Raw genomic sequence first — 25,209 nt, 5'->3', positions numbered from 1 at the left:
GAATCCGGATGAAACCCCTGTACCTTGCCGCCGCGCTCGCGGCCGGCGTCTCTGCGCCCGTGTTCGCGCAGGATGACGTGAAGACCGTCGCCGTCAGCCAAATCGTCGAGCACCCGGCGCTCGACGCCACCCGCGAAGGCCTGCTGCGCGGGCTGGAAGAAGCCGGCTACACCGTCGGCGAGAACCTCGAGTTCACCTACCAGACTGCGCAGGGCAACCCGGCGGTCGCCTCACAGATCGCGCGCAAGTTCGTGGGCGACGCCCCGGACGTGCTGGTTGGCATCTCGACGCCGTCGGCGCAGGCTCTGGCTTCGGCCACGTCCGAGCTTCCGGTGGTCTTCACCGCCGTGACCGACCCCGTCAGCGCCAAGCTGGTGGACAAGATGGAGGCGCCGGGCGGTAACGTCACCGGGCTGTCGGACATGTCGCCGGTCGGCCAGCACCTCGACCTGATGAAGGAGATCAAGCCGAACGCGACGCGCGTCGGCGTGGTCTACTCGCCGGGCGAGTCCAACGCCGCCGCGTTGCTCGAGATGCTGCGCAGCGAGGCCGAAGGCCGTGACCTCGAGATTGTCGAGGCCGCCGCCGTGACCTCGGCCGACATGATGACCGCCACTCGCTCGATCGCCGGCGAAGTCGACTTCATCTACGCGCCGACGGACAACAACGTCGCCAGCGCCATCAAGACCATCGTCGCTGTGGGCGAAAGCGCGGGCGTCCCCGTCTTTGCGGGCGCGAACACCTACGTGCCCGAGGGCGCGACGGTCGGACTGGGCTTCGACTACGCGCAGATCGGAGAGCAGACGGCGGACTACGTCGTGCAGATCCTCGAAGGCGCGAACCCCGCCGACATGCCCGCCACCGTGGCGAGCGGCTCGGACCTCGTGCTGAACCTCGGTGCCGCCGAGAAGATCGGGCTCGAGATCCCGCAGTCGGTGCGCGACCGCGCGACCGAAGTAATCGAGTGACACCTGTCGGCCGGGCCGCAGGGCGGCCCGGCCACCGCCTCTGGGAGGAGACCCCATGACAGTATTCGCATTCCTCGGCGCGCTCGAGCTCGGCCTGATCTACGGCCTGGTCGGCATCGCCGTCTTCCTGACCTTCCGGGTGCTCGACTTCCCGGACCTGACCGTGGACGGCAGCCTGCCGCTGGGCTCGGCCGTGGCCGCAACGCTGATCGTGAGCGGCGGCATCGGGGCCATGGCGCCCTGGGTGGGGCTGGTCGCCGCGTTCCTCGCCGGTGCCTGCGCTGGCCTGATCACCGCATTCCTAGCCATCCGGTTCAACATCCTGAACCTGCTCGCGTCTATCCTGACCATGATCGCCGCCTACTCGATCAACATCCGGATCATGGGTCGCCCGAACCTGCCGGTGCTGGGGGAGGAAACGATCATCTCGCAGACCGCGCCGGCCTTCGCCGCGATGGACGTGGGGCAGGACTTCGCGCGCGTGCTGCTGGTTCTGGCGGTTGTCGCCGTCGCGGCGTGGCTGATTATCCGGCTGCTGGCGTCCGACTTCGGCCTCGCCATGCGCGCCACCGGCCAGAACTCGCGCTTCGTGCTGGCCAACGGCGGCTCGTCGGCGCTGTGCACGTATGTCGGTCTGGCGGTTTCGAACGGGCTCGTGGCGATGGCGGGCGCCATCTTCACCCAGCTCAACGGCTTCGCCGACGTGAACGCCGGCGTGGGCACGATCGTCGTGGGCCTGGCCGCCGTGATCCTGGGTGAGACGCTGGTGGGCAGCCGCAAGATCTGGGTGCTGATCGTGGCCTGCATCATGGGCTCGATCCTCTACCGCATCGCGATGGCGTTCGCGCTCAATACCAGCTCGCTCGGCCTGCAGGCGTCAGACCTCAACCTCGTCACCGCCGTCATCGTCGCGCTCGCGCTCGTTGCGCCGAAAATGCGCAAGAGCGGCTTCAAGGCCCCGCGGCCCCGCCTGTCGCTCCAGAAGAAGGTGCCCGCCAAATGATTTCGCTCAGCAACATCGTCGTCACCTTCAATCCCGGCACCGCGCTCGAGAAGCGCGCTCTGCGCGGCGTGTCACTCGACATCCCTGAAGGCGAGTTCGTGACCGTCATCGGCTCGAACGGCGCCGGCAAGTCCACGCTGCTTGGCGTGCTGGCCGGCGAGACTCCCGTGACATCGGGCAGCGTCATGATCGACGGGCGCGACGTGACGGCGCTGCCGGTCCAGAAACGCGCCGACGACGTGGCGCGCGTGTTCCAGGACCCCAACGTCGGCGTCTGCGGACCGCTGTCGATCGAGGAGAACCTCGCGCTGGCCATGATGCGCGGCAACGCGCGCGGCTTGTCCCGCGCGCTGACCGAGGAGCGTCGCCAGCAGTTCCGTGAGCGCCTTAAGGTGTTGGGCATGGGGCTTGAGGATCGGCTTGGCGACCGCATCGGCCTCCTTTCCGGGGGGCAGCGGCAGGCGCTGAGCCTGCTGATGGCGACCTTCGCGCCCAGTCGGATCCTGCTGCTCGACGAGCACACGGCGGCGCTCGACCCCAAGATGGCGGATTTCGTGATCAACCTGACCCGCGACCTGATCGCCGAATTCGGGCTGACCGCAATGATGGTCACCCACTCGATGGGCGACGCCCTGTCTTGCGGCACGCGTACCGTAATGATGCACGGCGGTCGCAAGCTTATCGACATTCAGGGGGGCGAGCGCGAGGGGATGACCCCGGCGGACTTCGTGGCGCTGTTCTCGAAGACGCAGGGCGACGATTTGACCGACGACAGCCTGCTGCTGGCATAGGGGGACCGGGATGTTCGAAGCTCTCAAACCCGGTCAGCCCGATCCGCTGCTGGCGCTGATCGCCGCTCATGCCGCGGATCGGCGGGCTGACAAGGTCGACCTCGGCGTCGGTGTCTACCGCGACGCCGAGGGCCGCACTCCGGTGATGCGGGCGGTGAAAGCCGCCGAACACCGGCTGGCCGAGACGCAGGAGACCAAGGCCTACCTTGGTCCCGCGGGCAACGCCGCGTTCCTCGACGCGATGGCGGATCTAACCTTCGGCGTAGCGCGCCCCTCGCCAGAACGGATGGGCGCGCTCCAGACGCCCGGCGGCACAGCCGCGCTGCGCATGGCGGCCGAGGTCGTCCGGATCGCCGATCCGGCCGCCCGCGTCTGGCTGCTGGAGCCGACATGGCCCAACCACCCGCCGATCTTCGCCGCCGCCGGTCTGTCGATCGAGCGCATCGCCTATGCTCCCGCGCCGGGGGCGCGGCCGGACGTGGCGGCCATCCTCGATGAGCTGCGCGACGCTCGGCCGGGGGACGTGGTGGTCCTTCAGGGCGCCTGTCACAACCCGACCGGGCAGGATCTCACTGGCGAGGACTGGGCCGCGCTGGCCGCGTTCCTCAATCGCCGCTGCCTCGTGCCGCTGATCGACCAGGCGTACCAGGGGCTCGGCGACGGTCTGGACGCCGACGCCGCCGGACTGCGGTACCTGGCGGGCCGCGTGCCCGAGATGCTGGTGACGGTGTCGTGCTCGAAGAACTTCGGCCTGTACCGCGAGAGGACCGGGGGCGTCTTTGTCCTGTCCGAGGGAGACGGCGCCGCCAACGCGGCCGCCGCCGTCGCGCGGGAGGCGCGGGGCATGTACTCCATGCCGCCTGATCACGGCGCGGCGCTGGTGGCCGAGATCCTCAACGACCCGGACCTCGCCCGCACCTGGCGGGAGGAACTGGAGACAATGCGCGTCCGCCTCGCCGATCTGCGCAAGGCGCTTGCCGCCTCGCACCCCGCGCTGGAGCCAGCGGGCACCGGGCGGGGCATGTTCGCGCTGCTGCCGATCAACCCCGACGGGGTCGAGGCGCTGCGCACGCGGCACGGCATTTACATGCCCGGCAACGGCCGCATCAACATCGGCGGCCTGCGCCAGGAAACCCTGTGGCAGGTGGCGGAGCATCTCGGGGCGGCGTGCCTGCCGACGCGGTCCGCCGCCTGATCCCAAAGGGGAGCGGGTCGATGCCCGCTCCCTCGGATTCGCTGTTGGAAGGGGCCTTCGTTCTTCTCTGAGGGGGCTTTATCGGGTCGCCACGATCCAACGACCGGCCCGGACAGGCGCCGCTTCCCTCTATGATGTCTTCCCCGCGCAACGTACCAGCAGCGCCTGCATCCCCTCAGGCGCGCCGCCCTCCAAGTTCGTGATTTCGTGAAGGTCCTTGAAAGAGGACATCAAGCGAGCGATCTCGCTAATGGTGAACTCGCGGTCCGAGCGGGCGAAGCCGCAGACGGAGCGGCTGCCGCCTGCCTCGTATCCACTCGCCACGCCATGACACAGGCCGAAGCGGCTGGCGCGGTGCAAGACGTGTTCGCCGGCCGCGTCACACGGCAGATCGGACCAGCGGCACGGAGTGGTGTTGGCGAAGCTCCAGGCGACGACGGGGTCCTGCATCACGAGACCTTCGCGGGAATAGACCTCGGTCCAGCGCGCGTCGTAGGTGCGCAGCAAGAGACGCGGCGTCGAATAGCGCACATGGAAGCCGAGGGCGTATCCGGCGGTCGCGAGCGAATTCATCTCTGCCAGGCAAGCCTTCACACGCGCTTCGAGCTTCTTCACCGAATAACCTTCACTGTCGAGGCGGGGCGCCGCTTGCGACGGTGCCTGTTCCATGGCAACAATTTATGCAGCAGGAAATCGACGGCAAGACAACACGTTGAGAGCGCACCTTCGATCCTCATCGGCCGCGGCTACGCCGCTGGGAAGCGGCGGTCTTGATCCCGACGAGCTGCAAACGATTGCACCCGGCGGCCACTACCTTGCTCTTCGCGTCGGATTTGCCTTCCCCCGGGAAGAGATCAACAATCTGCCCGAGCCGTGGGTCGAACGCTACACCAGCGCGCGCATGATGCTGCAGGACCCCGTGATGCGCTGGCTCTATGCCAATATTGGCGCTGTGCGGTGGAGCGAGATCGGCCTTGAGGACCCGGCGGGCATCCTTGTAGAGGCGCGCGCCTTCGGCCTGCGCTTCGGCGCTGCCGCAAGCTGCTTCGACGCCAACGCGGACGGAGAGCGGTCCTACGGTATCTTCGTGCGCCGAGACCGCGAGTTCAGCGATGGTGAAATCGAGCGGCTGGCGGCGCATGTCGTGGCCCTTCATGCCGCCAAGGCCGCGCCGGCAAGCCTGACCGAGGGCGAGGTCGAGGTGCTGCGCCTGTCAATGCAGGGCTTGCGGATCAAGCAGATCGCGTATGCGCTGGATTTGAGCGAAAGCGCCATCAAGCAACGCATCAAGAGCGCACGCGGCAAGCTGGATGCGCGGACCGGTCTTCAGGCCGTGTCGCTCGCGCGCGAGTACGGCCTGATCTGACGCGCTTCGCTTGCAGTGTTTTCCCGTCGCCGCCCCTCACGTCTTGCGTTATTCGGGGCGTATGGAAACAGGTGATCCCTTCGAGATATTCCTTGCCGCCACACCGGGGCTGGAGGAGGAGTTGAGGGCCGAAGCCACCGAGAAGGGCTTTTCCGCTCCGAACGCCGTGCCGGGCGGTGTGCTCGTGCAGGGCGGCTGGCCCGAGGTCTGGCGGGCGAACCTTGAACTGCGCGGCGCCGGGCGGGTGCTGGCGCGGGTGGCTTCGTTCCGGGCGATGCACCTGGCGCAACTCGACAAGCGGGCGCGCCGGGTGCCTTGGGCCGAGTTCCTGCGTCAGGACGTGCCGGTGCGGGTGGAGGCGACCTGCCGCAGGTCCCGCATCTACCACGCCGGCGCAGCGGCGCAGCGCATCGAGCGCGCGATCCGCGAGGAGCTGGGTGCGCCTGTGTCAGTGACAGGCGAGCTGCGGCTGACGGCGCGCATCGAGGACGACTTGTGCACCATCAGCCTCGACACCTCGGGCGAACCGCTGCACCGGCGCGGCCACAAGGAGGCGGTCGGCAAGGCGCCCCTGCGCGAAACGCTCGCCGCCCTGTTCCTGCGCCGCTGCGGGTTCGACGGGCGCGAGCCAGTGGTCGACCCCATGTGCGGCTCGGGTACCTTCGTTCTCGAGGCGGCCGAGATCGCGGCCGGGCTCGCCCCCGGCCGATCACGTTCCTTTGCCTTCGAGCGATTGGCGAGCTTCGACGCCGAGGCCTGGGCGCAGGCGCGGCAGGCCTCGGATGAAACGGAGCCGCCGGCGGCGCGCTTCTTCGGCTCCGACCGAGACGCGGGCGCCGTCCGCTCCTCGCAGGCGAACGCCGAGCGGGCGGGCGTGGCGGCGTGGACGGAGTTTCGCCAGCAGGCGGTCAGCGATCTCAAGCCGCCCGAGGGACCGCCGGGACTGGTGATGGTCAACCCGCCCTACGGTGGGCGGATCGGCAACCGGAAGCTCCTGTTCGCGCTTTACGGCGCGCTGGGCGAGACGTTGCGCACCCGGTTCCGGGGCTGGCGGGTCGGCATCGTCACGAACGATCCGGGGCTGGCGAAGGCGACGAAGCTGCCGTTCCTGCCGCCCGAGCCGCCGGTACCGCATGGCGGGCTGAAGGTGACGCTTTTCCGCACCGGCCCGCTGGGATGATCAGCTCTCGACCGTGTGGGGCGACGGGCCGCGCGGCGAGGCCAGCGCGATGCCCGCGGCGATGGTGACAAGCGCTGCGCCGAAGGCGAGGAAGCCGCCCGACAGCCCCAGCCATGCGGCGAGCGGGGCGGAGAGGAAGGGCGAGACGAACTGCCCCGAGAAGATCGAGGTCGTCAGCATGCCCGAGGCGCGTCCGCGGTGGGCGGCGGGAACGCGGCTCATCATGTAGGTGCTGAAGTTCGGCATCATCGCGCCCATTCCCGCCCCGGCGATCATCGTTCCGGGCAGCACGCCCGCCAGCCCGCTCGCAAGGGACACGACAGCCAGCCCGGTGCCCATCAGTCCGAAACCAAGCGCGAAGACCTGCGCGCCCGACAGCACACGACGGAGCCTGCCATAGAGCATCGCGCCGGGAATCGAGACGAGCGTCGCGCTCGCCATCGCGGCGGCGGCGGCGTTCGGGGAGCCGATCCCCATGTCGGCCAGCAGGAATGGCAGGCGGGTCGGGATCAGGTAGAACGACACCATGAAAAAGAAGGCGGCGGCATAGGCCGGCGCCACCGCCCGCCACGGGAAGGGCTGGTGCGGCGCAGGAGCGTCTCCGGCCGCGTTCGCGTTGCCGGGGCGCGTATCGACCGACCTCAGCGCATGCTGCACCATGACGGCGATCGGGATCGCGGCGAGGTAGACGAGGAAGGGCATCCGCCACCCGAGCCCGGCAAGAACGCCGCCGAGCGTGATGAACACGACACCGCCCGCCGCCATGGCGCTTGATTGCAGTCCGATGAAGCGCTGACGTGCCGGGCCCTGCCACAGGTCGCCCGCCAGCGTGATGGCCAGCGTCATTGTGCCGGCCACCCCGAGCCCCAGAACCGCGCGGCCCACGAGGATCCCTTCGATCGACGACAGGAACAGACCGGACACGCCGCCGAGCGCATAGACGACCATCGACACCGCCAGCATGCGGCGGCGGTTTAGCCGGTCGGCGAGCCACCCGACCAGCGAGGCCGCCAGGATCACGAAGAGCGAGGGCAGGGTGACAACCAGCCCGGCGAGCGTGCGGATGCCGGGCACCTCGGCGAAGTGCGCCTCGAGCCCCGGCAGGCCGGGGGAGATGGTGGCGTTTGCCATCACCGTCAGGCTCGACGCGGCGAGCACGGCGACGGTGACATAGGCGGAGGGAGCTCTGTCCGGCTGCATGAACGGTATCCAGTGGTGGGAGGGTCTTGCTGCTGGTTATGGTTTCGCACAAGGTCGTGGACAAGGCCGCGCAACTTGCATGGATCGTGCAGGATCATGGACAATGAGATGTACCTTGCCGCGCTCCGGGTGTTCCGCAGCGTCGTTCGCACCGGCAGTTTCGCGGGGGCGGCGCGGGCCATGCGGCTTCCCAAATCGACGGTCTCGAAGCGGGTGCGCGATCTTGAGCGGACGCTGGAGGTGCGGCTGATCGAGCGGACGACGCGCCAGATGCGCGTGACGCCCGAGGGCGACCTGCTGGCGCAGCGCGCCGACCGGCTGCTGCACGAGGCCGAGGACATCCGCCGCGACATCGGTCTGTCGAACACAGAGCCGGCGGGGCATCTGCGCATTGCGGTGCCCAGCTTCTTCGGCGTGCACTTCATGGGCCGTGTCGGCCCGAGGTGCCGCGCGCTCTATCCCGACCTCACGCTCGAGTTCGTGTACTTGGATCGCCTGCCCGACCTGCTTGAAGAGGGGTTCGACGGCGCGATCACCTACGGTCCCCTCTCCGACAGCGATCTCGTGGTGCGCACGCTGGTCACGGGCCAGTTCGTTCCCGTGGCCGCGCCGGGCCTGGAGGGCGTGTCGACGGTGCGGGAGCCCGAGGATCTGAGTGCGGTCGAGGCGATCACGCTGGGCCCGCGCCGCAACAGGTGGACCTTTTCGCGCGCAGGTGAGACGCGCGAGGTCGCGGTGACCGGCGCCATGACCTTCGGTTCGTCCCTCAGTTGCCGCGACGCCGCGGTGGCGGGCGGCGGCGTCACCATGCTGCCCGAGTTCGTCGCCCGAGAAGAGATCGCGGCCGGGCGCTTGGTCCGGCTGCTTCGGGACTGGGTAGGGATGAGCCGGCAGATTGTGTTCGTCTACCCCTCGCCGCAGTCGGTCACCGCTCGTCTGCGCGCCTTCCTCGACCTTCTGGTCGACGACCTTGCCGCCCACGGGCGCGGCGACGGCCCCTGAGAAACGCGGCGAAAGCGCGGCGAAAGGTGCCGCGGATGAAGCAAATTGCCGCCTGAAAGTCGGACCATTTCCATGGTCAAAGACTGGCGGGACGACGAGTCGCGAGTGCCGGAGAGAGATTTGGCGAAGCACGATACTAGAATGGGGACGAAACGCCGCCTGCGGCGCTTCGGGCGCGACGAGTCCGGCGCGACCATGATCTTCTGCCTCTTCATCTTCGTGATGATGATCCTCGCGGGCGGCATGACGGTGGACTTCATGCGGCTCGAGGACCGGCGGGTGCATATGCAGGCCACGCTCGACCGGGCGCTGCTTGCCGCCGCGGACCTCGACCAGGTGCGTCCGGCCGAGGAGGTCGTCTTTGACTTTCTCGCGCGGGAGGGGTTCGCGGAGGATAACGTTGCGGTCGAGGTGAATGAGCATCTTGCCGGTCGGACGGTCAGCGCGCGCGTCCTGACTGAGACGCCGACCTTCTTCCTGCACATGATCGGGATGGATACGCTCGCGGTTTCGGCGGGCGGCCAGGCGCGCGAAGAGGTGCCGCATGTCGAGATTTCGCTTGTTCTGGATATCTCGGGCTCGATGCGGTGGAACGGCCGCATCGACTATATGAAGGACGCGGCTAAGAACTTCGTGTCGTCCGTGCTGGACCAGTCGGTGGATGACCGGGTTTCAATCAACGTCATCCCGTATGCCGGCCAAACCAATCCGGGGCCGCTGATGTTCGACTACCTCGGTGGCGAGCGGCCGAAGATCAAGACGGATTACTTCCCCGAGTGGGGCCAGGACATCTCGAATGTGATCGTATACTTCGACGAGAGTGGCGACGGCCGCATTGATGCCGCGGCCAAGATCGACGGGTTTCCTGACGGCGGCACGGCGCAGCATGTGAGCAACGATCTGGACGACTTCTTCGGCTCGATGGTCGAGTACATCGGGCAGCAGGACAGGCGCTTTGCGGACGCGGAGGTGATAGGCGCCTCGATCAAGGGCGGAAATCAGACGACACGATACTACCACGTCGCGGACACGCCTGCGTACACGACGCCCACGGACAACAATGGCAGGCTGCCCTACTATCAAAGGGCGGAGCTTTCCTATGTGAAGTTCGACGCCGACGAGGGCGGAGAAGAGCTGATCATCGACAGCTCGTGCATTGAGCTGGGCGAGGGCGACTTCGACTACCCCGGCATGCCGAACGACGGCAGCTACGATCAGGTGCCGCACTTCATGTACTGGGACATTGCGGCGTCCGTCATGGACTGGGGCTGGTGCCCCGAAGACGACACCGCAATCCAGTACGCCCGGCAGGACGAGGCGGAGTTGCACGACTTCATCGACGGGATTCGAATGCACGACGGCACCGGCACACATTACGCCATGAAGTACGCGCTGGCGCTGCTCGATCCCGAGACGCGCGGCGCCTTCGAGCATCTGGCCGAGAACGGGCTGGTGCCGCAGGTCTTCAGCGACCGACCGCACGCTTGGGAAGACGAGGAGACGGCGAAGTACATCGTCCTGATGACCGACGGCGAGATCACCGAACAGTACCGCCCGACCGACCCTTGGGCCCAGATCAACTGGACCAGGGAGCTGGCCGCGCAGCCCGGACACAAGCGCGACCGGATCAGCGAGGCGGACGAGAACGTGGCCAGCTTCTTTGAGGCATGCGATCTGAGCAAGGCGCACGGCGTGACCGTCTTCACCATCGCCTACGAGACGTCGGCGGCGGGCGAGGACGAGATGCAGAGGTGCGCGAGCAGCGCGTCGCACTTCTTCGACGTTGACGGGCTGGACATCGCCGACGCGTTCTCGGCCATCGCCGCGCGGATCAACCAGTTGCGGTTGACCCAATGACGCGCCGTTTCCTCACCGAGACCAGCGGCTCCTCGACGGTCGAGTTTGTCATCCTGTTCCCCGTCCTCATGGCGCTGTTCATGCTGGCCTTCGAGCTGGGGCTGCTGGGCGTGCGCGACGTGATGCTTCAACGTGCCACCGACCTCACCGTGCGGGACCTGCGGCTGAGCACCGGCAACGCTCCGTCCTACGAAAGCATCCGCGACCGCATCTGCGACCGCGCCCTGATCATCCCTGAGTGCCAGTCGTCGCTGCGCATCGAGATGCAGCCGGTGCCGGCCTCCGACTGGGCGAATATCGCGGGCGACGCCAAATGCGTCGATCGCAGCGCCGAAGTGAAGCCCGCCAACGTCTTCGTGCCGGGGCAGGAGAACGAACTCATGCTCATCCGCATCTGCGCGCTGTTCGACCCGATCTTCCCGACGACGGGCCTGGCCTATCGCCTGCCCAAGAACGGGCAGGGCGAATACGGCATCCAGGCCAACGCCGCCTTCGTGACGGAGCCGCAATGATGCGCCGTGCGCTGCAGGTCATACGCCGCTTCACGAAGCGTGAAGAAGGCAGCCAGACGGTCGAGTTCGTCCTGATGCTGCCGTTGCTGCTTTGGGCGGTCGGCGCGCTCTACGTCTACATGGACGCGTTCCGCATGCGCAGCGTCGCCACGAAGGCCGCCTATACCGTGGCGGACATGCTGTCCCGCGAGACGAACGTGATCGACCAGGACTACCTCGATGGTGTGCACGGCGTTCTGAACTTCCTCAACGGCTCAAACGCGAACACCCGGCTTCGGGTCACCGTCGTGTCCTGCGACGCAGACTGCGAAACGGACGAAAGGCGCGATCTGCGCGTCCGCTGGTCGCACAGCACGGGGAGTACTCCGACTCTGACCGACGGCGATCTTGACCAGCCGCCCTACAGCGTCCGTATTCCCACCCTGGTTCAAGGCGAAGACCTGATCCTGGTCGAAACCGAGGTCGATTACGAACCGGCCTTCGCATTCGGATTGGCGGCGCTGACCTTCGACAACCTGATGAACACGCGCCCGCGCTTTGCCCGCGCGCCGTGCTGGGAAAACTGCGTGGGCTCCTAGCGGTCCCAGCGCAGCAGCACCTGTTCCTCCATCCGCTGCGCCTCGCGCCGGTCCCGGTCGCGGGCCGCCCGCGCGCGGGTGGACGACAGCACCGCGCTCACGCTGTGCAGCTCGGCATAGCGTTCGCGCACTGCATCCTCGTACCGCTCTGCCTCTTGCTCGAGCTTCGCGATCTCCTGCTCGGCCGCCGCGATCTCGGCCCGCATGGAGCGCAGGAAGTCGGCGAGGTACGGCGCGCCCTCCAGCGTCAGTCCGTGGGTTTCGTCCACCAGCCGTGCCTTCAGCGTGTCGCGGTGGCGCGCTTGCTCGGCGATGCGGCCGCGCAGCAGACCCAGTTCGCGGGCCTCGACCTCCATCTCGTGCCGCCTGAGCCGTTCAAGCACATCCAGCGCCCGGATGCGGCGCGACTCGCTCACTCCGCCGCCTCAAGCGCCTGTTCCTCGTCGGCGGCGTTTTCCAGCTTCACCAGTGCCGCACGCATCCGTTTCAGAATATCCTCGGGCAGCGGGTTGCGAAGGGGCGGGGGCGTGACACGGATCGTGCCACCGTCCTCTTCTTTCGCCTCGGGGTCAGGCGCAGGCGTCGCCGCGACCACGGGCAGCGCCATGCACAGCAGCAGGACGAGCGCCGTGGCCGCGGGTCGGATCATGCCGCCGCCAGTTCGCGCTGGGCGGCCTCGACCTGGTAGAAGTCGGGCTGCTTGTCGGTCGGGATGTTGCCGCGCCCGATCTCGATGCAGATGTTCGGCGGGTGGTTGGCAACCATCGCCACGAAGACGTCGCGGATGATGAGGTAGAACGCGCCGTCCTCGTCCTCGATCTGCTTCAGCCGGCCCGCGATGGGCTGGACGATGCAATAGGCCAGGAACACGCCCAGGAAGGTGCCCACCAGCGCGCCGCCGATCATGCCGCCCAACACCTCGGGCGGCTGGTCAATCGAGGACATGGTCTTGATGACCCCCAGCACCGCCGCGACGATGCCGATGGCCGGCAGGCCGTCCGCCATCGTCTGGATCGCGCCGGCCGAGGCCACTGCCTCGTGGTGGTGCTTCTTGATCTTGCGGTTGATCACGTCCTCGGTGGCGTACTTGTCGTCGAAGCTCATCGACAGCATCCGGAAGCTGTCGGTGATCAGCTCGGTGGCGAAGTGATCGGCGACGATGCGGGGATAGCGTTTAAAGATATCGCTTTCGGACGGCTTCTCGATATGCTCGTCGAGCGCCAGGATGCCCTTTTGCTTGTAGAGCCGCGTGAGCTCGTACATCAGGTTCAGCAGGTCCGAGTAGTCCTGCGCCTTCCACCTGGGCCCCTTCATCACCTTCCCGATGCCCTTCCCCGAGCTTTTCAGGACCGAGAAGGAGTTGGCGATCACGAAAGCGCCGATGGCGCCGCCGCCGATCATCATCCCTTCGAAGGGAAGCGCGTGCAGGACGATATCCATCTTCCCGCCCGACAGGATGAAGCCGCCGAAGACCAGGCCGAAGACGAGTACGATGCCGAGGATCAGTGTCATAAATATATCCGGAATGCCGGGCGTTTCGGCATGCATAATTGACAATTGATCAAGCACAAACAAGAGTGACGGCGACCATAGTTCATGAACAAGGCGCATTGTGCGATGTCGGCGACAGACTGCTTCGCCTACTTCCTGGAGGAGCATGAGCTTCGCGACGTCCTGCGCGACTGGCCGGCGCGGATGAGCCTCGCGCTGTGCCTGGACGATTCCGGCACCTGCGAACTGGTCGTGTTCCACGAGGACGAAAGCGATCGCATCCTTGAGCGGGTAGGCGAGGTTCTTCAGCGGCCGCTCGGCGCCTTTGCGGTCGCGCCCGAGGTTGAGGGATATCCGACGCGCCGCATCCTGTTCTCGGAAGAACGGCAGCTTCTGACGTTGGTGGCCGAGACCGATCGGTTGAGCGAGATCGCCTCGGACTACGCCATCAACTTCAACTTCGCCCGCGAGGAGGGGCTCGATCCGACGGACCTGACGCGGCTGGCCGACCGGCGCGAGGGCGCGGAGTGGGAGGCGCCGTCGATCTCGGGCGTATCCACGGGGGGCGGTCCGGCGGCAGCCGGCTCCGGCGGGCTGGGCCATTTGCCGCCGGGCTACGTGCGCGCGGACAGGGACACACGGCCGGAATGCGACTTCGTCCCGGGACGGCTGTCGCTACACGGTGGACGTGTGCGCGTGACGCTTGAGCCCGCGCTGGCGGACGAGGACAGGGTGCCGACGCTCGTGCACGACGTCGCCTTCCGCGAGGATTTCGCCCGCTTCGTGCTGCCGCGCGACGCGCTGGGCGCGGCGTGGCAGGCGGGCGGCCCGGCTGTGCTGGACGTGCCGGCCGAGCTGTTTCCGCAGGCGCTGATCATGCAGTTCGCCCGCAGGCCGCGCGCGGCCAATGTCACCGTGACGCCGCAGGCCGTCTTCGTCACGCCCACGCGCGCAGTCGAGACGTCGGAGCCCGAGGCGCGGACCGTCCTGCGTTCGCAGCGCCGGCGCAAGATCGTCACGCCGTTCCGACTTGCCGCGGTCGCGCTGGCGGCGCTTGGGCTGGCGGGCGGCGAGTGGGTGGCACGTCACGATGTGATCAGTGAGCGCGCCCCGCAGGTCGCGCGGCAGGTGCAGCCGGGCGCGGCGCAGGATCTCGTGCTGTCGTCCCTGCTTGAGCAGAGCAACGGTCAAGGCCGGCTGCGCTGACCGACGGACGCAGCGTCATCCGGCGCGTGCAGGGCTCGCCCGTCGATTGTTCATGCTTCGGAAAGATTCGTTGAAGTTATTTTAACCCTTCCTGCTGTAGAGCTTGCCGAGGTTCACGGAATGGTGAGAAAAGGGCAGGAAAGATGGTGCGCCGCGCTTCGCCGCAGACAGGGTCGCTCCGCCCGCTGTTTCCGGGGCGGCTCCGCGCATGGCTGGGTCGCCGAAAGACCGAGGCGCCGCCTGTCCCCGCCGTCCCGATCGAGGAAAGCGTGCACCGCAGCTTCCTTGTCTGTCTCGAAACCGGCACACGGCTCGTCCTGCTTCGCCGCCACTTGCAGGAGCGGCTGCGAATGACGCCCGAGGAGTATCGCGCGAAATGGGGTCTGCCGCCAGAATACCCTATGGTGGCCGCCGCCTATCGGCAGCGCCGGGGGCAGGTCGTTCCGGGCGAGGGAACCAAGGATTGATCTGGACATTGCTCACTTGTCGGCAACACTTCGCAAGAAGTGCTTGGACAAGTTTGACAACGCGGGACGCCGGCAAAATACTCCGGGTTTGAACATGTCCCGGTTCTTGATCTGGCGCGAGGTTCCCCATGGCGAAAGCTGATCCCAACGACGCGGTCGCGACGATTGTCGCCGCCTATGCCGGGCGCCAGGACGTGACGGCGGACGACATCGTGGCGCTGGCTGCGCGGCTGAAGCACCACTTCGCCGAAGGGTCCGCCGAGGCCGGAGAGGCGCCGGCCGACCCACGGGCGCGTCCCGCCCCGGCCATCGCGCCCGAGAAGGCGGTGACCGAGGACAAGGTGTTCTGCCTGTGCTGCGGGAAAGGCTTCAAGATGCTTAAGCGGCACCTGGGTGCCGAGCACGGGCTGACCGAGGCGGAGTACCGCCAGCTTTTCGGCTTGCCCGAGGATATGCCGCTGGTCGCGCCGAATTACAGCCGGCAGAAGGCGAGCTATGCCAAGCGTGCGGGCTTCGGCAAATACGAGCGTGCACCGCGGGACGGGGCGACGCAGGGCGAAGGCGTCTCCTGAAGACGCCGGCGCGGGTGCGCCCGCGTATGACGGCGACCGCCCGCACAGAAGGCGGAGGCGTGAGTGGCAGGCAAGAAGAACGAGCAGATCATCATCAAGCGTGTCGAGGACGACGCGCACGACGCGCATCACGGCGGCGGGTGGAAGGTGGCATATGCCGATTTCATGACCGCGATGATGGCGTTCTTCCTGCTTCTGTGGATCCTCGCGGCCTCGGACGAGGAGAAGCTGCGCGGCCTCGCCGACTACTTTACGCCGAGCCTTTCCGAGGCTGGCGGTCGGGGGCAGGGTCTGCTTGAGGGCACCGTCCTCGGCCCCGAGGGCACGATGAGCGGGACGGAGGGTCCGCAGAGCGAGGTGCAGCTTCCCAGCTTCGGGCAGGAGAACCCGCTCGCCGTGTTCGACAGCCGCCTGCGCGACCAGGAGCCGAACGTCGTCGTCGAGTACGAAACCGTCCCCGACGGCGTGAAGCCGGGCGAGGCCACGCCGGGTGCGGAGAAGGCGGCCGCAGAGCGGCGCGACGTCGTGCCGGACGGCGAGGACGAGCAGAAGGCCGAACAGCAGCGAACGTTCGAGGCGCTGGAAGAGCGGATCGAGAAAGCTGTGACGGAGACGCCGGGGCTCGCCGACTTCACCGAGAACCTGCTGATGCAGCGCACGCCCGAGGGGCTGCTGGTACAGGTCGTCGACCACGAGGGGCGGTCGATGTTTGAACGAGGCAGCGCCCGCGTCGGAGATGGCACGCGAGGCCTGTTGCGCATCGTGGGGGAAGCGGTTGCCGACTTGCCGAACGCGATCGTGATCTCGGGCCACACCGACGCCGTGCCCTTCGCGCGCCAGACCGGCTATGGCAATTGGGAGTTGTCGGCGGACAGGGCGAACGCGACCCGGCGGGTGCTCCTGGATGCGGGTGTCGCGCCGTCGCGCATCAGCCGTGTCTCGGGTCTCGCGGCGACGCAGCCGCTGAACGCCGACGATCCCGAAGCGCCGGAAAACCGCCGGATCAGCGTGCTTCTGGAGTACATGGAGCAGGAAATCCCTGCGCAAGAGGCAGAATAAGCGATCGCGACGTTCCGCCGTTGAGCGGGGATGCGAGGCGAAATTCTGCCGAGAAAAGAATCGCTTCCGGAATCTTCGGGCACTAGATGTCGATGTAAGATCCGACGAAGCTTCGGGCATTTAGAGGAAATTCATTAATCAAGTCTTTTCACAGAGTATTGTAGCTAGTTATAGTGGTTGCGGGAGCCAAGCTGCTGGCGACCAGGGGATGAGCTACATGCGCGACAGCGAACTTCTACAGGCGATCTGGCGCGGCGAGCTGTGGCCAGCGCAAGGCGACGGTGCGCGTCAAGCCGGGCGGCTGATGCGGGCGTTGCTGCCGGTCCGGACCATCCGTCTGGCTGCGGGGCGCGGCGTCGACCGGGCGCTGATCCTGCTTGACGAGACCGAGCTGATGCCGGCGCTGCCCTTGGGCGACGTGCTGGCCGAAGAGCTGGACCTCGACGTTCCCTACGGTTCGCTGGTCGTGGTGGAAGAGGCCGATCTTCTGACGGCCCCCGTGGATCGGGATGATCTATCCTATCACCTCGGCGCGCTCGTGGGCGAGGTGCTGACGATGATCGTCCGGCGCGGCCTGTTCCCGCTCGAAAGCGAGTCCGACGCGCTGTACGTGATGGCGTGCTCGTATCACAGGATGGCGGCGGGGTCGGGGCTGCAGCTTCTGGGCCTCGTGCCGAACCCGTTCCGCGCCGGTCTCGCCGCCTCTCTTGGCGCCTACTGGACCGGCGCACGGTCCAGCCGGACCGAGATGAGCGGCCTGTTCCTCACGCCCGACTTCCTGGGATGCCCGAAGCTGCGCGGATTCCTATCCGCCTCGGATGCCGGTTTCAGCGCACCCGATCCGGCGCGGGTGCCGGCCGACCTGATGCTTTTCCCGGGGGGCACGCGAACCTTCCCGGAATGGCTGGGCTTGGTCGAGGCCGCCGTGCGCGCCGAATGCGCGGCGCAGGCGCGCCGCCAGAACGCGGACGTTTGACAACACTTCGGATCAAGTTTCCCTTCGCCGTTGCCGGAATAGTCCTTATCTGTTCTTGATGCTTCAAGTACAGTGGAGCCTTCGGCATGAACGGCAGCGTAACACCGTGGACCTGACAGCGCTCTTTGGCATGGGCGCGACGGCGGCCAGGCAGGTTCCGCGCGGAGCGGCGCAGGCTAGTGGAGACGTCTTCGCAGCCCTGCTGCACGCCTCGCAGGGCCAGCCGACGGCGTCCGTGGACGCGCAGGAACCGATCACGGCGCTCGGATTTCCCGAAGGCACGGACGTGCCGGCAGCGACCGCTCTTCTGGGTGAGACGCTCGAGGCGGTCGAGCAGGGGTTGCGGGCGGAGCTCGAAGCGCTGCCACAGCCGCCCGCGCGGAAGGATGTCGCCGTGGCGCTGGCCGACGCCGCGCAGGCGCTCGTCGGCAGTCTGGAGCAGTTCGACCGCAGCACCGGAGGTAACTCCCTTTCGCTGCTGGTGGCACAACTGGAAGCCGGTGCGGATCGGGCGCCCCACGCGGGCAACCCGCAAATGTTCCCGTCCGTCACACCGAACGGCACTGCCACCACCGCCGCGACCCTGTTTCAGGACGTGCGGGCGGCGCTGGGCCTGCCCCCTTCCGAGGCCGTCGGAATGCACCTCCCGGAGCCCGCTCGCGGTACAGGCTGGCTGTCGCTCGCGGGGGCGATGGCCCCGGAGGCGCGTGCGCCAGAGCAGCGGTCTGTTCCGGCCGAGGGCTCGGCGGCTCTGGCGGTTTCGCGGGCGGAAGGTGCTGTGCCGGGAGCCACGGGTGGAAAATCCGTCCCCGCGCTGGCCACTCAGTCGTTAGCAGCCGGCCCGGCAGGAACGCCGACCGGCACCACCGAGCTTCCGACGAATGCGCAGGAGGTGGGCAAGCAACACGCCCAGAGGCCCGCTGGCCTCGCCGTGTCGGTGTCGCAAGCCATCCCGCCGTTGAGCGAGTCGGGCGAGGGGCAGATGCGCGCCGCCTTCGCCGCGGCGGTGCAGGCGGCGGAGGCGCAGCAGAGGGCCGCGCCCGCCTCGGAAGCGGCCGTTCGGCAGGAAGGCGCGCGGCCGCCGAGCGAGCTTCAGCAGAACCTCATGGGGCAGATCCGCAAGACGAGCTTCAGCGAAGGCACCACGCGGATCGAGCTGACACCGCGCGGCCTGGGCGGGCTGGAGATCGAGTTGCAGCCGGCCGAGGCCGGCAAACTGCGCGTCGTGATCAGGGCCGAGAACCCCATGGTCCTGCAGGCGCTGCGCAGCGACGGCGACACGCTGATGTCGATGCTGGGCGGCCGTGGGTCGGGCCAGAACGGGGCGGAACTGGACTTCCAGCAGTCCGGGCGCAACGCGGGCGGTCACACCTTCGGGCAGACGGCAGGGCCCTCGGCGGAGGAAGAGGAAGAAGTCGCAGCACCCGTGGCGGAGCGAACTGGCGCGATAGCGGGCGACGGGCGGCTGGACATATTCACCTGAGGACAAGCGGAATGGCGATCGACAGCACCATTACAACGGCCACCGGGAGCGCCGCGGCGGGGACGTCCCGGGCGCAGAACTCGATGAACACGCTTGGCGCGGACTACGACAGCTTTCTCAAGCTGCTGACGGCTCAGGTGGCCAACCAGGACCCGCTGGAACCGATGGACTCGACCACCTTCGTGTCGCAGCTTGCGCAGTTGAGCCAGGTGGAGCAGTCGATCGTCACGAACTCCAACCTCGAAGACATCGCCACACGGCTCGCCAGCGCCCAGGCGCTTGCCGGGGTGCAGCTGATCGGGCGCGAGGTGGCCGTCCCCAGCGACCGGATCGAGTTGGTCGACGGTGCGGCCGAGTTCTCGTTCGAGCTTTCGGGAGAGGCGGAGAGCGTCGAGCTGCGCATCCTGTCGGAAGACGGCACCGAGGTGCAGACCATCGACGACCTGCCCGTGTCGGCGGGCGAGCGGCACGCGGTTGCCTGGGACGGAACTGACCGCTCGGGTCTGCCGGTGCCCGACGGCACGTTCCGGGTCGAGGTGGTGGCGCAGGATGCCGAAGGCGAGCCGGTGTCCTATACCGGGTACAGCCGCGCGCGAGTCGAGACGCTGAGCTTCAGCGACGGCCAGCCCACGCTGGTGCTGAGCAACGGCGACGAGACGAACGCCGCGCTGATCGAGCGGGTGTTCTGAGCCTAGCTTCTCGGCACGTCGGTCTTGAACAGCGACAGGAACAGCACGTCCTCGACATCCGCGAAGTCGCGGCGGATGTCGGTGCCGATCTCCTTTGACAGAAGTTCGGTGTCGATGGCGGCGCCGGCCATCATCTCGCCGCTCGCCGCGCGCGCCATGGATTGCAGGATCGCGTCGCGCAGGCGCGCGGCGTGCTCGCCCACGCGATAATGCTCGGCCCGTCCGGCACCGACCGAGACGCCGAAATCGGCGACGACGTAGGTCACGCTGCGCGGCTTGTAGACCGGGACCGTCATGCGGCCCAAGTTCACTACCTGCTGCGGGGGCTCTGCCGGCGTTTCGGCGTCCTCATCTGCAGTATGGCCTTCCGCCGCCGGCGCGACCTCGTTGGGCGCGGCAGGCTGCTCGGCCCGCGCCTCGAGGTAGGCGCGCGCATCGTCGTCATCCGATGCCTTGGGTGCGGGGACGGAGGCTTCCGCCGGAAGCAGCATCGGGCCGGCGCCATAGCCGGCGGCGAGGCTGAGCATGGGGAGGGCGGCCATCAGAAGGGTGGTCTTCTTCATCGTCGGTGACATCCGGGTTTGCGGTCAGCGCCCAGTATGTCACCGCAATCTGTCGCGAATTCTGTCTTCCTGAGGCAATAATTCGCGTCAGTAAGGCAAGATGATGTCCATGACGTCCTCGCCGTAAGACCGCTGCTGCGCGCGCGACAACTCTCCGCGGCCGCCATAGGCGATACGCGCCTCGGCGATTTTCTCGTACGGAATGGTGTTGTTCGTCTGGATATCCTGCGGGCGGATGATGCCCGCGACACGCAGTTCGCGCAGTTCCTGGTTCACCTTCACCTCCTGCCGGCCGGCGACGACGAGGTTGCCGTTTGGCAGCTCCTGCACGACCAGCGCCGCGACCTTGAGGTTGATCGTCTCGAACCGGTTGATCGAGCCGGTGCCGTTGACGGCGGTCGAAGAGCTAAGGTCGACAAGGTCGCCGGTGGGCAGGTCCTCGGGGCCGACGCCGGGCAGGATCCGGTCGATCTGCGTGCCGTAGCCGAAGAAGTTGGGCAGCGGCAGCTGGCTCGCGCCCTCTCGCTCGCGGCTCGAGGCGTTGCGCAGCTGCGCCTCGTCCTCGATGCTGATGATGATTGTGAGGATGTCGCCCACGTCGGTGGCCCGCTGATCGGCAAAGAAGCCGGCCGAGTCCCTCTCCCAAAGTGACGCGCGCTCGGCGCGGTACGGCAGGCGCGGGGGCTCGGGTTCGGGCATCGGCACGCGGACCCGCGCCTCGGGGATCGTCGTCTCGTCCACGACAAGGCTCGACACCTCCGGGTCCCGATCGAAGGGCGAGGGGGTGCCGCAGGCGGCGAGCGTGACGGCAAGGCCGAGCGGGACAAGCGGCGTGCGTCTCAATTGATGACCTCCACGACGCCTTCACCGGTGGCGATGCCGACGAGAGACGTGTTGCTGACGAGATTGACGATCTTCACTTCCTGCCCCCGGTGCGCGTCGGCCAGCGCTCGCCCCGGCGCGCTGAGTTCGAGCCGCCCGTCGCGGAAGCGGATGGCGACCCGGTCGCCCCGGTCGATGACCAGCGGCTGCATCACCGATTGCGCCATGACCGGGCGGCCCTGGCTGAGCACCCTGCGCACCTGCATTCCCACGAGGTCATCCATACCCGTCACCGCAAAGGCGCCGACACGGCCGTGGGGCAGGCGGACCACCTTCAGGTCGGCCTCGGACAGGATCTCGTCCGGCATGATGCGGCGCAGCGGGACCGGCACCGGCACTGTCAGCAGGGCAAGCCCCGAAATGCGGCGAACGTCACCCTCCGGCAGCACGGCATTGGCCACGAACTGTCCGGTCGAGGTGTCCATCCAGAAGGCCGACAGCATCACCGCGTCCAGATCGCCGCCGCCCTGCACTGTGATCTCGAACTCGCCGGTGTCGGGCAGGCCGGTGCCGTAGCTTTCGCGGGCCTTCTCCTCGATCAGCACGTTCAGCGCCTCGGCCCCGGCGAGGGCGGGGCAAAGCAGGAGCGCGGTCAGGAGGGTGATCAGGCGGCGCATGGCGTCACTTGATCTGGTTTGCCGTGGACATCATCTGGTCGGCCGTCTCGATCGCCTTCGAGTTCATCTCGTACGCGCGCTGCGCCGAGATCAGGTCGGTGATCTGCTGGATGATGTTCACGTTCGACCCTTCCAGGTGCCCCTGGCGGACGACGCCCACGCCCGGATCGCCGGGATTGGCGGGAAGCGGATCGCCCGACGCGACGGTCGCCATCAGCAGGTTGTTCCCCGTGGCGCGCAGGCCGCCCTCGTTGACGAAGGTCGCCATGGTGACGCGACCCAGCTCGACCGGCTCGGGATCGTTCTCGACATAGGCGGTGACGGTGCCCTGCTCGCTGATCTCGATGTTCACCGTGTTCTCGGGTACGTTGATACCCGGGTCGACCTCGTAGCCCTGCATGGTGACGAGCTGCCCCTCGGCATTGACCTGGAAGCTACCGTCGCGCGTGAAAGCCTGCGCTCCGTCGGGCATCAGGACGGTGAAATAGCCCTTGCCGTCGATGGCCAGGTCGAGCGGGTTCTCGGTCGCGATCATCCCGCCCTGCGTGTTCAGCCGCACGGTGCCGGCGGTCTGTACGCCAAGGCCCACGTCGACCCCGGTGGGACGCGCGGTGCCCTCTTCCGAGGTCAGTGCGCCCTCGCGTTCGAGCGACTGGTAGATCAGGTCCTGGAACGCTGCCCGGCTGCTCTTGAAGCCCGTCGTGTTGGCGTTGGCGATGTTGTTCGAGATGACGTCGACGTTGGTTTGCTGTGCCAGCATTCCCGTCGCTGCGATGCCAAGCGCTTTCATGGTGCGGTGTTCCTTTCCCGTCCCGTCACGTGGTCTGGCCCAGACGCCGCAGGGCGTCCTTGCGCAGGTCGTCCTCGCTGCCCATCAGCTTGACCGACCGTTCATAGGCTTTCTGGATGTCCATCATGCGCGTCATCTCGACGATGGGCTCAACGTTGCTGCCCTCGACCGCGCCCTGCACGACGGTGGTGCCGATGGCGGGGACCGGCTGGGGCAGATCGCCTTCGCCCGGCGGGACGAACATGCCCGCGCCGATGCGCTCGAACGACTGGATCTCGGGGACGTCGAACAGGCCGAGTGCCGCGATGACATCGCCCTGCGGCGTGGTGATCGCGCCGTCGGCCGAGATCGTCACCTCGCCGTTCAGATCGGGCGGCAGCGCGATGGGGCCGCCGCCGGCGTCGAGCACCCGCGCCCCGCTCAGCGTCATCAGGTTGCCCTGCGCGTCGACCGTGAGGTGGCCGTCGCGGCCATAGGCCCGCTGCCCCGTCGGCGTGAGATAAGACAGCCACCCATCGCCCTGCACCGCCACGTCGAGCGGGTTGCCTGTGTGGGTGATCGTGCCCTGCGTGCCGTCGAGGTACGAACCCTTGTCAAGCACGAAGCTGGTCCCGTCACCGCTGCCCGACTCGGTGTGCATGTAGGACTCGAAGACCACGCGCTCGCCCTTGAAGCCCGCAGTGTTGGCGTTGGCCATGTTGTTGGCCGACACTTCGAGCGCCCGGCGCATCGCGCTTGCGAGAGAGATGGAGACGTAGGTCGAATTATCCATGCTTGGGCGCGGCGTCTTCCGTCTGGATCTTGTTGATGCTTGTTGCGAGCACGGCGATTCTGTAGCCTGTTCTTGTATGAAGCAAGTAAAATAACCGGATCCCGCACGCATGATGCGACTTGTTCTTCCGTTGTGCTTGGCTTGCGCGACAGCGGCAGCGGCGTCCACGGACGCGCCGGTGCAGCCGCGGGCCGCGCTCGGCGAGGGGGAGGCGCGGGCAACCCGGCCGGTGGCGGGCCTGCGCCTGCCCCAATACGAGCGGGGCGAGTTCCTGGAGCATCGCGCGGCGCTGGCGGACGCCGTCTCGGCCCCCGATGCGCCCGAGGCCAGGTTGCACGGCGCTGCGCTCGACCTCGCCGCGCTCTACCTCTCGCACGTCATGCTGCACGAGGCGCGCTCGGTCCTCGACGCGCTCGACCCCCAGGCGCTGCCGTCGTCGCAGGCGGATCGCTGGCGTGCCCTCGATGCGGTGCACGCGGTGCTCGCGCCGGGCGGCACCTTGCCTGGATCAGAGGCTTTCGCCGGCTGGCCCGAGGCCGCGCTCTGGCGGGCCGTCAGGCACCTGCGCGCGGGGAACGACGCGCAGCTCGCGACGCTCGAAGAAGTCGTGGCGCAGATCGACGCGCTACCCACGGCGCTGGCCGAGTACCTGCTGCCGGATCTGCTCGAGGCCGCCATCGAGGCCGAAGCCTGGGCCCCCGCGCGCGATCTTGCCGCACGGATGGAGGCGATTCCCGCTCTGCAAGCTGCGCCCTCCTATCGCTTCCTGCTGGGCCAAGCGGCCGAGAGCGGCGGGCAGCTTGTCGCCGCCTTCGATAGCTACGTGGCGGCGGCACAGGAGGCGGGCGTATTCGCGCAGCGCGCGCGGCTGGCGCTGGTCGAACTGGGGCGGCGGACGGGCGCGTTGTCGCCGCGCGAGGCCCGCGAGATCCTGGACCTGAGCCGGACCCTGTGGCGCGGGGACGTGCACGCCCTGCACGCCCTGCGCGAGATCGTTGAGATCGACCTGGAACTTGGCAACACTGTCTCGGCGCTCGAGGTGCTGGCCCAGATAGGTCGGGACTTCCCGGATAGCGAGGCGGCGGCCCTGGCGCGGCAGCAGGCGCGAGCGCTGATGGAGGATTATTACGGGCGGGGCGCGGAGGGTGAGATGCCGTTGACGGAATTCCTCGCAGGCCACCAGCGCATTGCGGTCGATTACCGCTTCGACCAAACCTTCGCCGCGCAGGGCGAACGATTCGCCGACCGCTTCCGCGCGGCCGGCGCCACGGCCGTTGCGGCGCGGGAATACGGGCTGGTGCACGACTACCTTGCCGCGGCCTCGGCTCTCGGCCTGCAGGACGTGCCCGTCGCCCGGCTCGATGCGCTTCGGCTGAAGCGGGCCGAGGCGCTGATCGACGGCGGACGGTACGCCGAGGCCGCGGCGTTGCTCGACCGTGCCATCACCGCACCGGGTCTGCGCGACAGGTGGAACCACCTCAAGGCGCGTGCCAGTGCCGAGGCGGGCGAGGTCGACGGCGTGCTGGCGACAAAGATGGCGCGCCCCTCGCCGGACTACCTGCGGCTCATGGCCGAGGCCCGCTTCGCACGGGAAGAATGGGCGGCGGCGCAGGATCACTACGCCGCGCTGTGGCGCACGCTGGGCGCTGGGCTGCCGTTCGAGGACGCGGTGAACCTCCTCCTCTCCGCCCACCGTGCCGGTGATGCGGACCTGGCCGCGGAAGTCGCCGAGGCGTTTCCGGATGCCGCGCAGTCGCGGCGCTGGTCCGAGGTCGCAGCGGATCTCTCCGGCACGGTGCCCGGCGTTCTGCCGCTGCGGGCGCAAACGGCGCGGGACCGCGTGGCGCGGGCGGAGCGAACCCTCGAGGCGCTGGGGGAGCTGGAGGCGGGCGCGTCCGAGTGATGCAGGGATAGCGCATGCGGGAAATAATTCTGTCCTTGTATCCTCAGAGGCATTTTCTTGACTATCCTGATTAAAAAGCCCGTTGAG

28 protein-coding genes are annotated in these 25,209 nt (G+C 67.8%); 18 read left to right on the top strand and 10 right to left on the bottom strand.

Translation table 11 applies throughout. The features are described from left to right. Positions 1-8: 8 nt before the first annotated feature. From BM162_RS13050 to BM162_RS13035, 4 genes are read left to right on the top strand one after another with little or no spacing between them, the layout of a single operon-like run. Positions 9-968 carry an ABC transporter substrate-binding protein gene (locus tag BM162_RS13050; RefSeq protein WP_093422678.1) on the top strand — a complete coding sequence of 320 codons (960 nt, stop codon included), beginning with the start codon at positions 9-11 and terminating at the stop codon, positions 966-968. Positions 969-1,023: 55 nt separating this feature from the next. Beyond that, on the top strand, positions 1,024-1,971 hold the full coding sequence (locus tag BM162_RS13045; protein ID WP_093422675.1) for an ABC transporter permease: 948 nt from the start codon (positions 1,024-1,026) through the stop codon (positions 1,969-1,971). Beyond that, on the top strand, positions 1,968-2,762 hold the full coding sequence (locus tag BM162_RS13040; RefSeq protein WP_093422673.1) for an ABC transporter ATP-binding protein: 795 nt from the start codon (positions 1,968-1,970) through the stop codon (positions 2,760-2,762). The genes BM162_RS13045 and BM162_RS13040 overlap by 4 nt, the downstream gene beginning before the upstream one ends. A gap of 10 nt (positions 2,763-2,772) precedes the next feature. Then, a complete protein-coding gene (locus tag BM162_RS13035; protein ID WP_093422670.1) occupies positions 2,773-3,957 on the top strand; it encodes an amino acid aminotransferase in 1,185 nt (394 codons plus the stop codon). A gap of 129 nt (positions 3,958-4,086) precedes the next feature. Here BM162_RS13035 and BM162_RS13030 read toward each other — a convergent pair whose 3' ends face one another. Next, the gene (locus BM162_RS13030) at positions 4,087-4,626 is read right to left on the bottom strand and encodes an autoinducer binding domain-containing protein (RefSeq protein ID WP_093422668.1); all 540 of its coding nucleotides are present in this window, start codon (positions 4,624-4,626) and stop codon (positions 4,087-4,089) included. Positions 4,627-4,669: 43 nt separating this feature from the next. On the opposite strand from BM162_RS13030, the gene BM162_RS13025 reads away from it, so the two are divergent. Both BM162_RS13025 and BM162_RS13020 read left to right on the top strand, forming a co-directional pair. Then, a complete protein-coding gene (locus tag BM162_RS13025; RefSeq protein WP_245759263.1) occupies positions 4,670-5,323 on the top strand; it encodes a helix-turn-helix transcriptional regulator in 654 nt (217 codons plus the stop codon). 61 nt (positions 5,324-5,384) lie between these two features. Next, positions 5,385-6,503 (top strand): THUMP domain-containing class I SAM-dependent RNA methyltransferase, encoded by a 1,119-nt coding sequence (locus tag BM162_RS13020; protein ID WP_093422664.1) that lies wholly within the window; start codon positions 5,385-5,387, stop codon positions 6,501-6,503. Here BM162_RS13020 and BM162_RS13015 read toward each other — a convergent pair whose 3' ends face one another. After that, on the bottom strand, positions 6,504-7,703 hold the full coding sequence (locus tag BM162_RS13015; RefSeq protein ID WP_093422661.1) for an MFS transporter: 1,200 nt from the start codon (positions 7,701-7,703) through the stop codon (positions 6,504-6,506). Positions 7,704-7,799: 96 nt separating this feature from the next. Between BM162_RS13015 and BM162_RS13010 the strand changes: the two genes are divergently transcribed. From BM162_RS13010 to BM162_RS12995, 4 genes are all read left to right on the top strand, one after another. Then, positions 7,800-8,705 (top strand): LysR family transcriptional regulator, encoded by a 906-nt coding sequence (locus tag BM162_RS13010; protein WP_093422659.1) that lies wholly within the window; start codon positions 7,800-7,802, stop codon positions 8,703-8,705. Between the two features lie 141 nt (positions 8,706-8,846). Further along, on the top strand, positions 8,847-10,562 hold the full coding sequence (locus tag BM162_RS13005; RefSeq protein WP_177215153.1) for a TadE/TadG family type IV pilus assembly protein: 1,716 nt from the start codon (positions 8,847-8,849) through the stop codon (positions 10,560-10,562). Then, positions 10,559-11,074 carry a TadE/TadG family type IV pilus assembly protein gene (locus BM162_RS13000; RefSeq protein ID WP_093422653.1) on the top strand — a complete coding sequence of 172 codons (516 nt, stop codon included), beginning with the start codon at positions 10,559-10,561 and terminating at the stop codon, positions 11,072-11,074. Before BM162_RS13005 ends, BM162_RS13000 begins: the two co-directional genes overlap by 4 nt. Then, entirely contained in the window at positions 11,074-11,652 is a 579-nt protein-coding gene (locus BM162_RS12995; protein ID WP_177215152.1) for a TadE/TadG family type IV pilus assembly protein, read from the top strand. Before BM162_RS13000 ends, BM162_RS12995 begins: the two co-directional genes overlap by 1 nt. Here the strand turns inward: BM162_RS12995 and BM162_RS12990 are convergent. The 3 genes from BM162_RS12990 to motA are packed head-to-tail and all read right to left on the bottom strand — an operon-like array spanning position 11,649 to position 13,164. Beyond that, positions 11,649-12,068 carry a flagellar FliJ family protein gene (locus tag BM162_RS12990; RefSeq protein WP_093422648.1) on the bottom strand — a complete coding sequence of 140 codons (420 nt, stop codon included), beginning with the start codon at positions 12,066-12,068 and terminating at the stop codon, positions 11,649-11,651. The genes BM162_RS12995 and BM162_RS12990 overlap by 4 nt on opposite strands. Continuing rightward, complete coding sequence (locus tag BM162_RS12985; RefSeq protein ID WP_093422646.1) at positions 12,065-12,301, bottom strand: hypothetical protein; 237 nt, start codon at positions 12,299-12,301, stop codon at positions 12,065-12,067. The genes BM162_RS12990 and BM162_RS12985 overlap by 4 nt, the downstream gene beginning before the upstream one ends. After that, positions 12,298-13,164, bottom strand: coding sequence for a flagellar motor stator protein MotA (gene motA / locus BM162_RS12980; protein WP_093422644.1), 867 nt, complete (start codon positions 13,162-13,164; stop codon positions 12,298-12,300). Before motA ends, BM162_RS12985 begins: the two co-directional genes overlap by 4 nt. A gap of 105 nt (positions 13,165-13,269) precedes the next feature. On the opposite strand from motA, the gene BM162_RS12975 reads away from it, so the two are divergent. The 7 genes from BM162_RS12975 (at position 13,270) to BM162_RS12945 (ending at position 19,595) form a co-directional block, all read left to right on the top strand. After that, positions 13,270-14,349: a hypothetical protein gene (locus BM162_RS12975; protein WP_143096158.1), complete on the top strand. Its 1,080-nt coding sequence runs from the start codon at positions 13,270-13,272 to the stop codon at positions 14,347-14,349. A 143-nt stretch (positions 14,350-14,492) separates the two neighbouring features. Continuing rightward, entirely contained in the window at positions 14,493-14,816 is a 324-nt protein-coding gene (locus tag BM162_RS12970) for a MucR family transcriptional regulator (protein WP_093422639.1), read from the top strand. 128 nt (positions 14,817-14,944) lie between these two features. Further along, positions 14,945-15,388 carry a Ros/MucR family transcriptional regulator gene (locus tag BM162_RS12965; protein WP_093422636.1) on the top strand — a complete coding sequence of 148 codons (444 nt, stop codon included), beginning with the start codon at positions 14,945-14,947 and terminating at the stop codon, positions 15,386-15,388. A gap of 63 nt (positions 15,389-15,451) precedes the next feature. Beyond that, positions 15,452-16,447 (top strand): flagellar motor protein MotB, encoded by a 996-nt coding sequence (locus BM162_RS12960; RefSeq protein WP_093422633.1) that lies wholly within the window; start codon positions 15,452-15,454, stop codon positions 16,445-16,447. Positions 16,448-16,664: 217 nt separating this feature from the next. Beyond that, on the top strand, positions 16,665-17,423 hold the full coding sequence (locus BM162_RS12955) for a hypothetical protein (RefSeq protein WP_093422631.1): 759 nt from the start codon (positions 16,665-16,667) through the stop codon (positions 17,421-17,423). 106 nt (positions 17,424-17,529) lie between these two features. Next, positions 17,530-18,906 (top strand): flagellar hook-length control protein FliK, encoded by a 1,377-nt coding sequence (locus tag BM162_RS12950; RefSeq protein WP_143096157.1) that lies wholly within the window; start codon positions 17,530-17,532, stop codon positions 18,904-18,906. A gap of 11 nt (positions 18,907-18,917) precedes the next feature. Further along, positions 18,918-19,595 carry a flagellar hook assembly protein FlgD gene (locus BM162_RS12945; RefSeq protein ID WP_093422625.1) on the top strand — a complete coding sequence of 226 codons (678 nt, stop codon included), beginning with the start codon at positions 18,918-18,920 and terminating at the stop codon, positions 19,593-19,595. Between the two features lie 2 nt (positions 19,596-19,597). Here the strand turns inward: BM162_RS12945 and BM162_RS12940 are convergent, their stop codons facing one another. From BM162_RS12940 to flgF, 5 genes are all read right to left on the bottom strand, one after another. Beyond that, positions 19,598-20,158: a hypothetical protein gene (locus BM162_RS12940; protein WP_093422623.1), complete on the bottom strand. Its 561-nt coding sequence runs from the start codon at positions 20,156-20,158 to the stop codon at positions 19,598-19,600. An 87-nt stretch (positions 20,159-20,245) separates the two neighbouring features. After that, positions 20,246-21,001, bottom strand: coding sequence for a flagellar basal body L-ring protein FlgH (gene flgH, locus BM162_RS12935; RefSeq protein ID WP_093422620.1), 756 nt, complete (start codon positions 20,999-21,001; stop codon positions 20,246-20,248). Then, positions 20,998-21,657 (bottom strand): flagellar basal body P-ring formation chaperone FlgA, encoded by a 660-nt coding sequence (gene flgA, locus BM162_RS12930; RefSeq protein WP_093422618.1) that lies wholly within the window; start codon positions 21,655-21,657, stop codon positions 20,998-21,000. The genes flgH and flgA overlap by 4 nt, the downstream gene beginning before the upstream one ends. Positions 21,658-21,661: 4 nt before the next feature. Beyond that, the gene (gene flgG, locus BM162_RS12925; RefSeq protein ID WP_093422615.1) at positions 21,662-22,447 is read right to left on the bottom strand and encodes a flagellar basal-body rod protein FlgG; all 786 of its coding nucleotides are present in this window, start codon (positions 22,445-22,447) and stop codon (positions 21,662-21,664) included. A 25-nt stretch (positions 22,448-22,472) separates the two neighbouring features. Then, on the bottom strand, positions 22,473-23,219 hold the full coding sequence (flgF, locus tag BM162_RS12920) for a flagellar basal-body rod protein FlgF (RefSeq protein ID WP_093422611.1): 747 nt from the start codon (positions 23,217-23,219) through the stop codon (positions 22,473-22,475). Positions 23,220-23,397: 178 nt separating this feature from the next. Here flgF and BM162_RS12915 point away from each other — a divergent pair, with 178 nt between their 5' ends. Continuing rightward, the gene (locus BM162_RS12915) at positions 23,398-25,122 is read left to right on the top strand and encodes a hypothetical protein (RefSeq protein ID WP_093422609.1); all 1,725 of its coding nucleotides are present in this window, start codon (positions 23,398-23,400) and stop codon (positions 25,120-25,122) included. Positions 25,123-25,209 lie beyond the last annotated feature (87 nt).

Source organism: Tranquillimonas alkanivorans, from assembly GCF_900115595.1.
Classification (GTDB): Bacteria; Pseudomonadota; Alphaproteobacteria; order Rhodobacterales; family Rhodobacteraceae; genus Tranquillimonas; species Tranquillimonas alkanivorans.
This window is presented reverse-complemented; position numbering and strand designations above follow the sequence as displayed.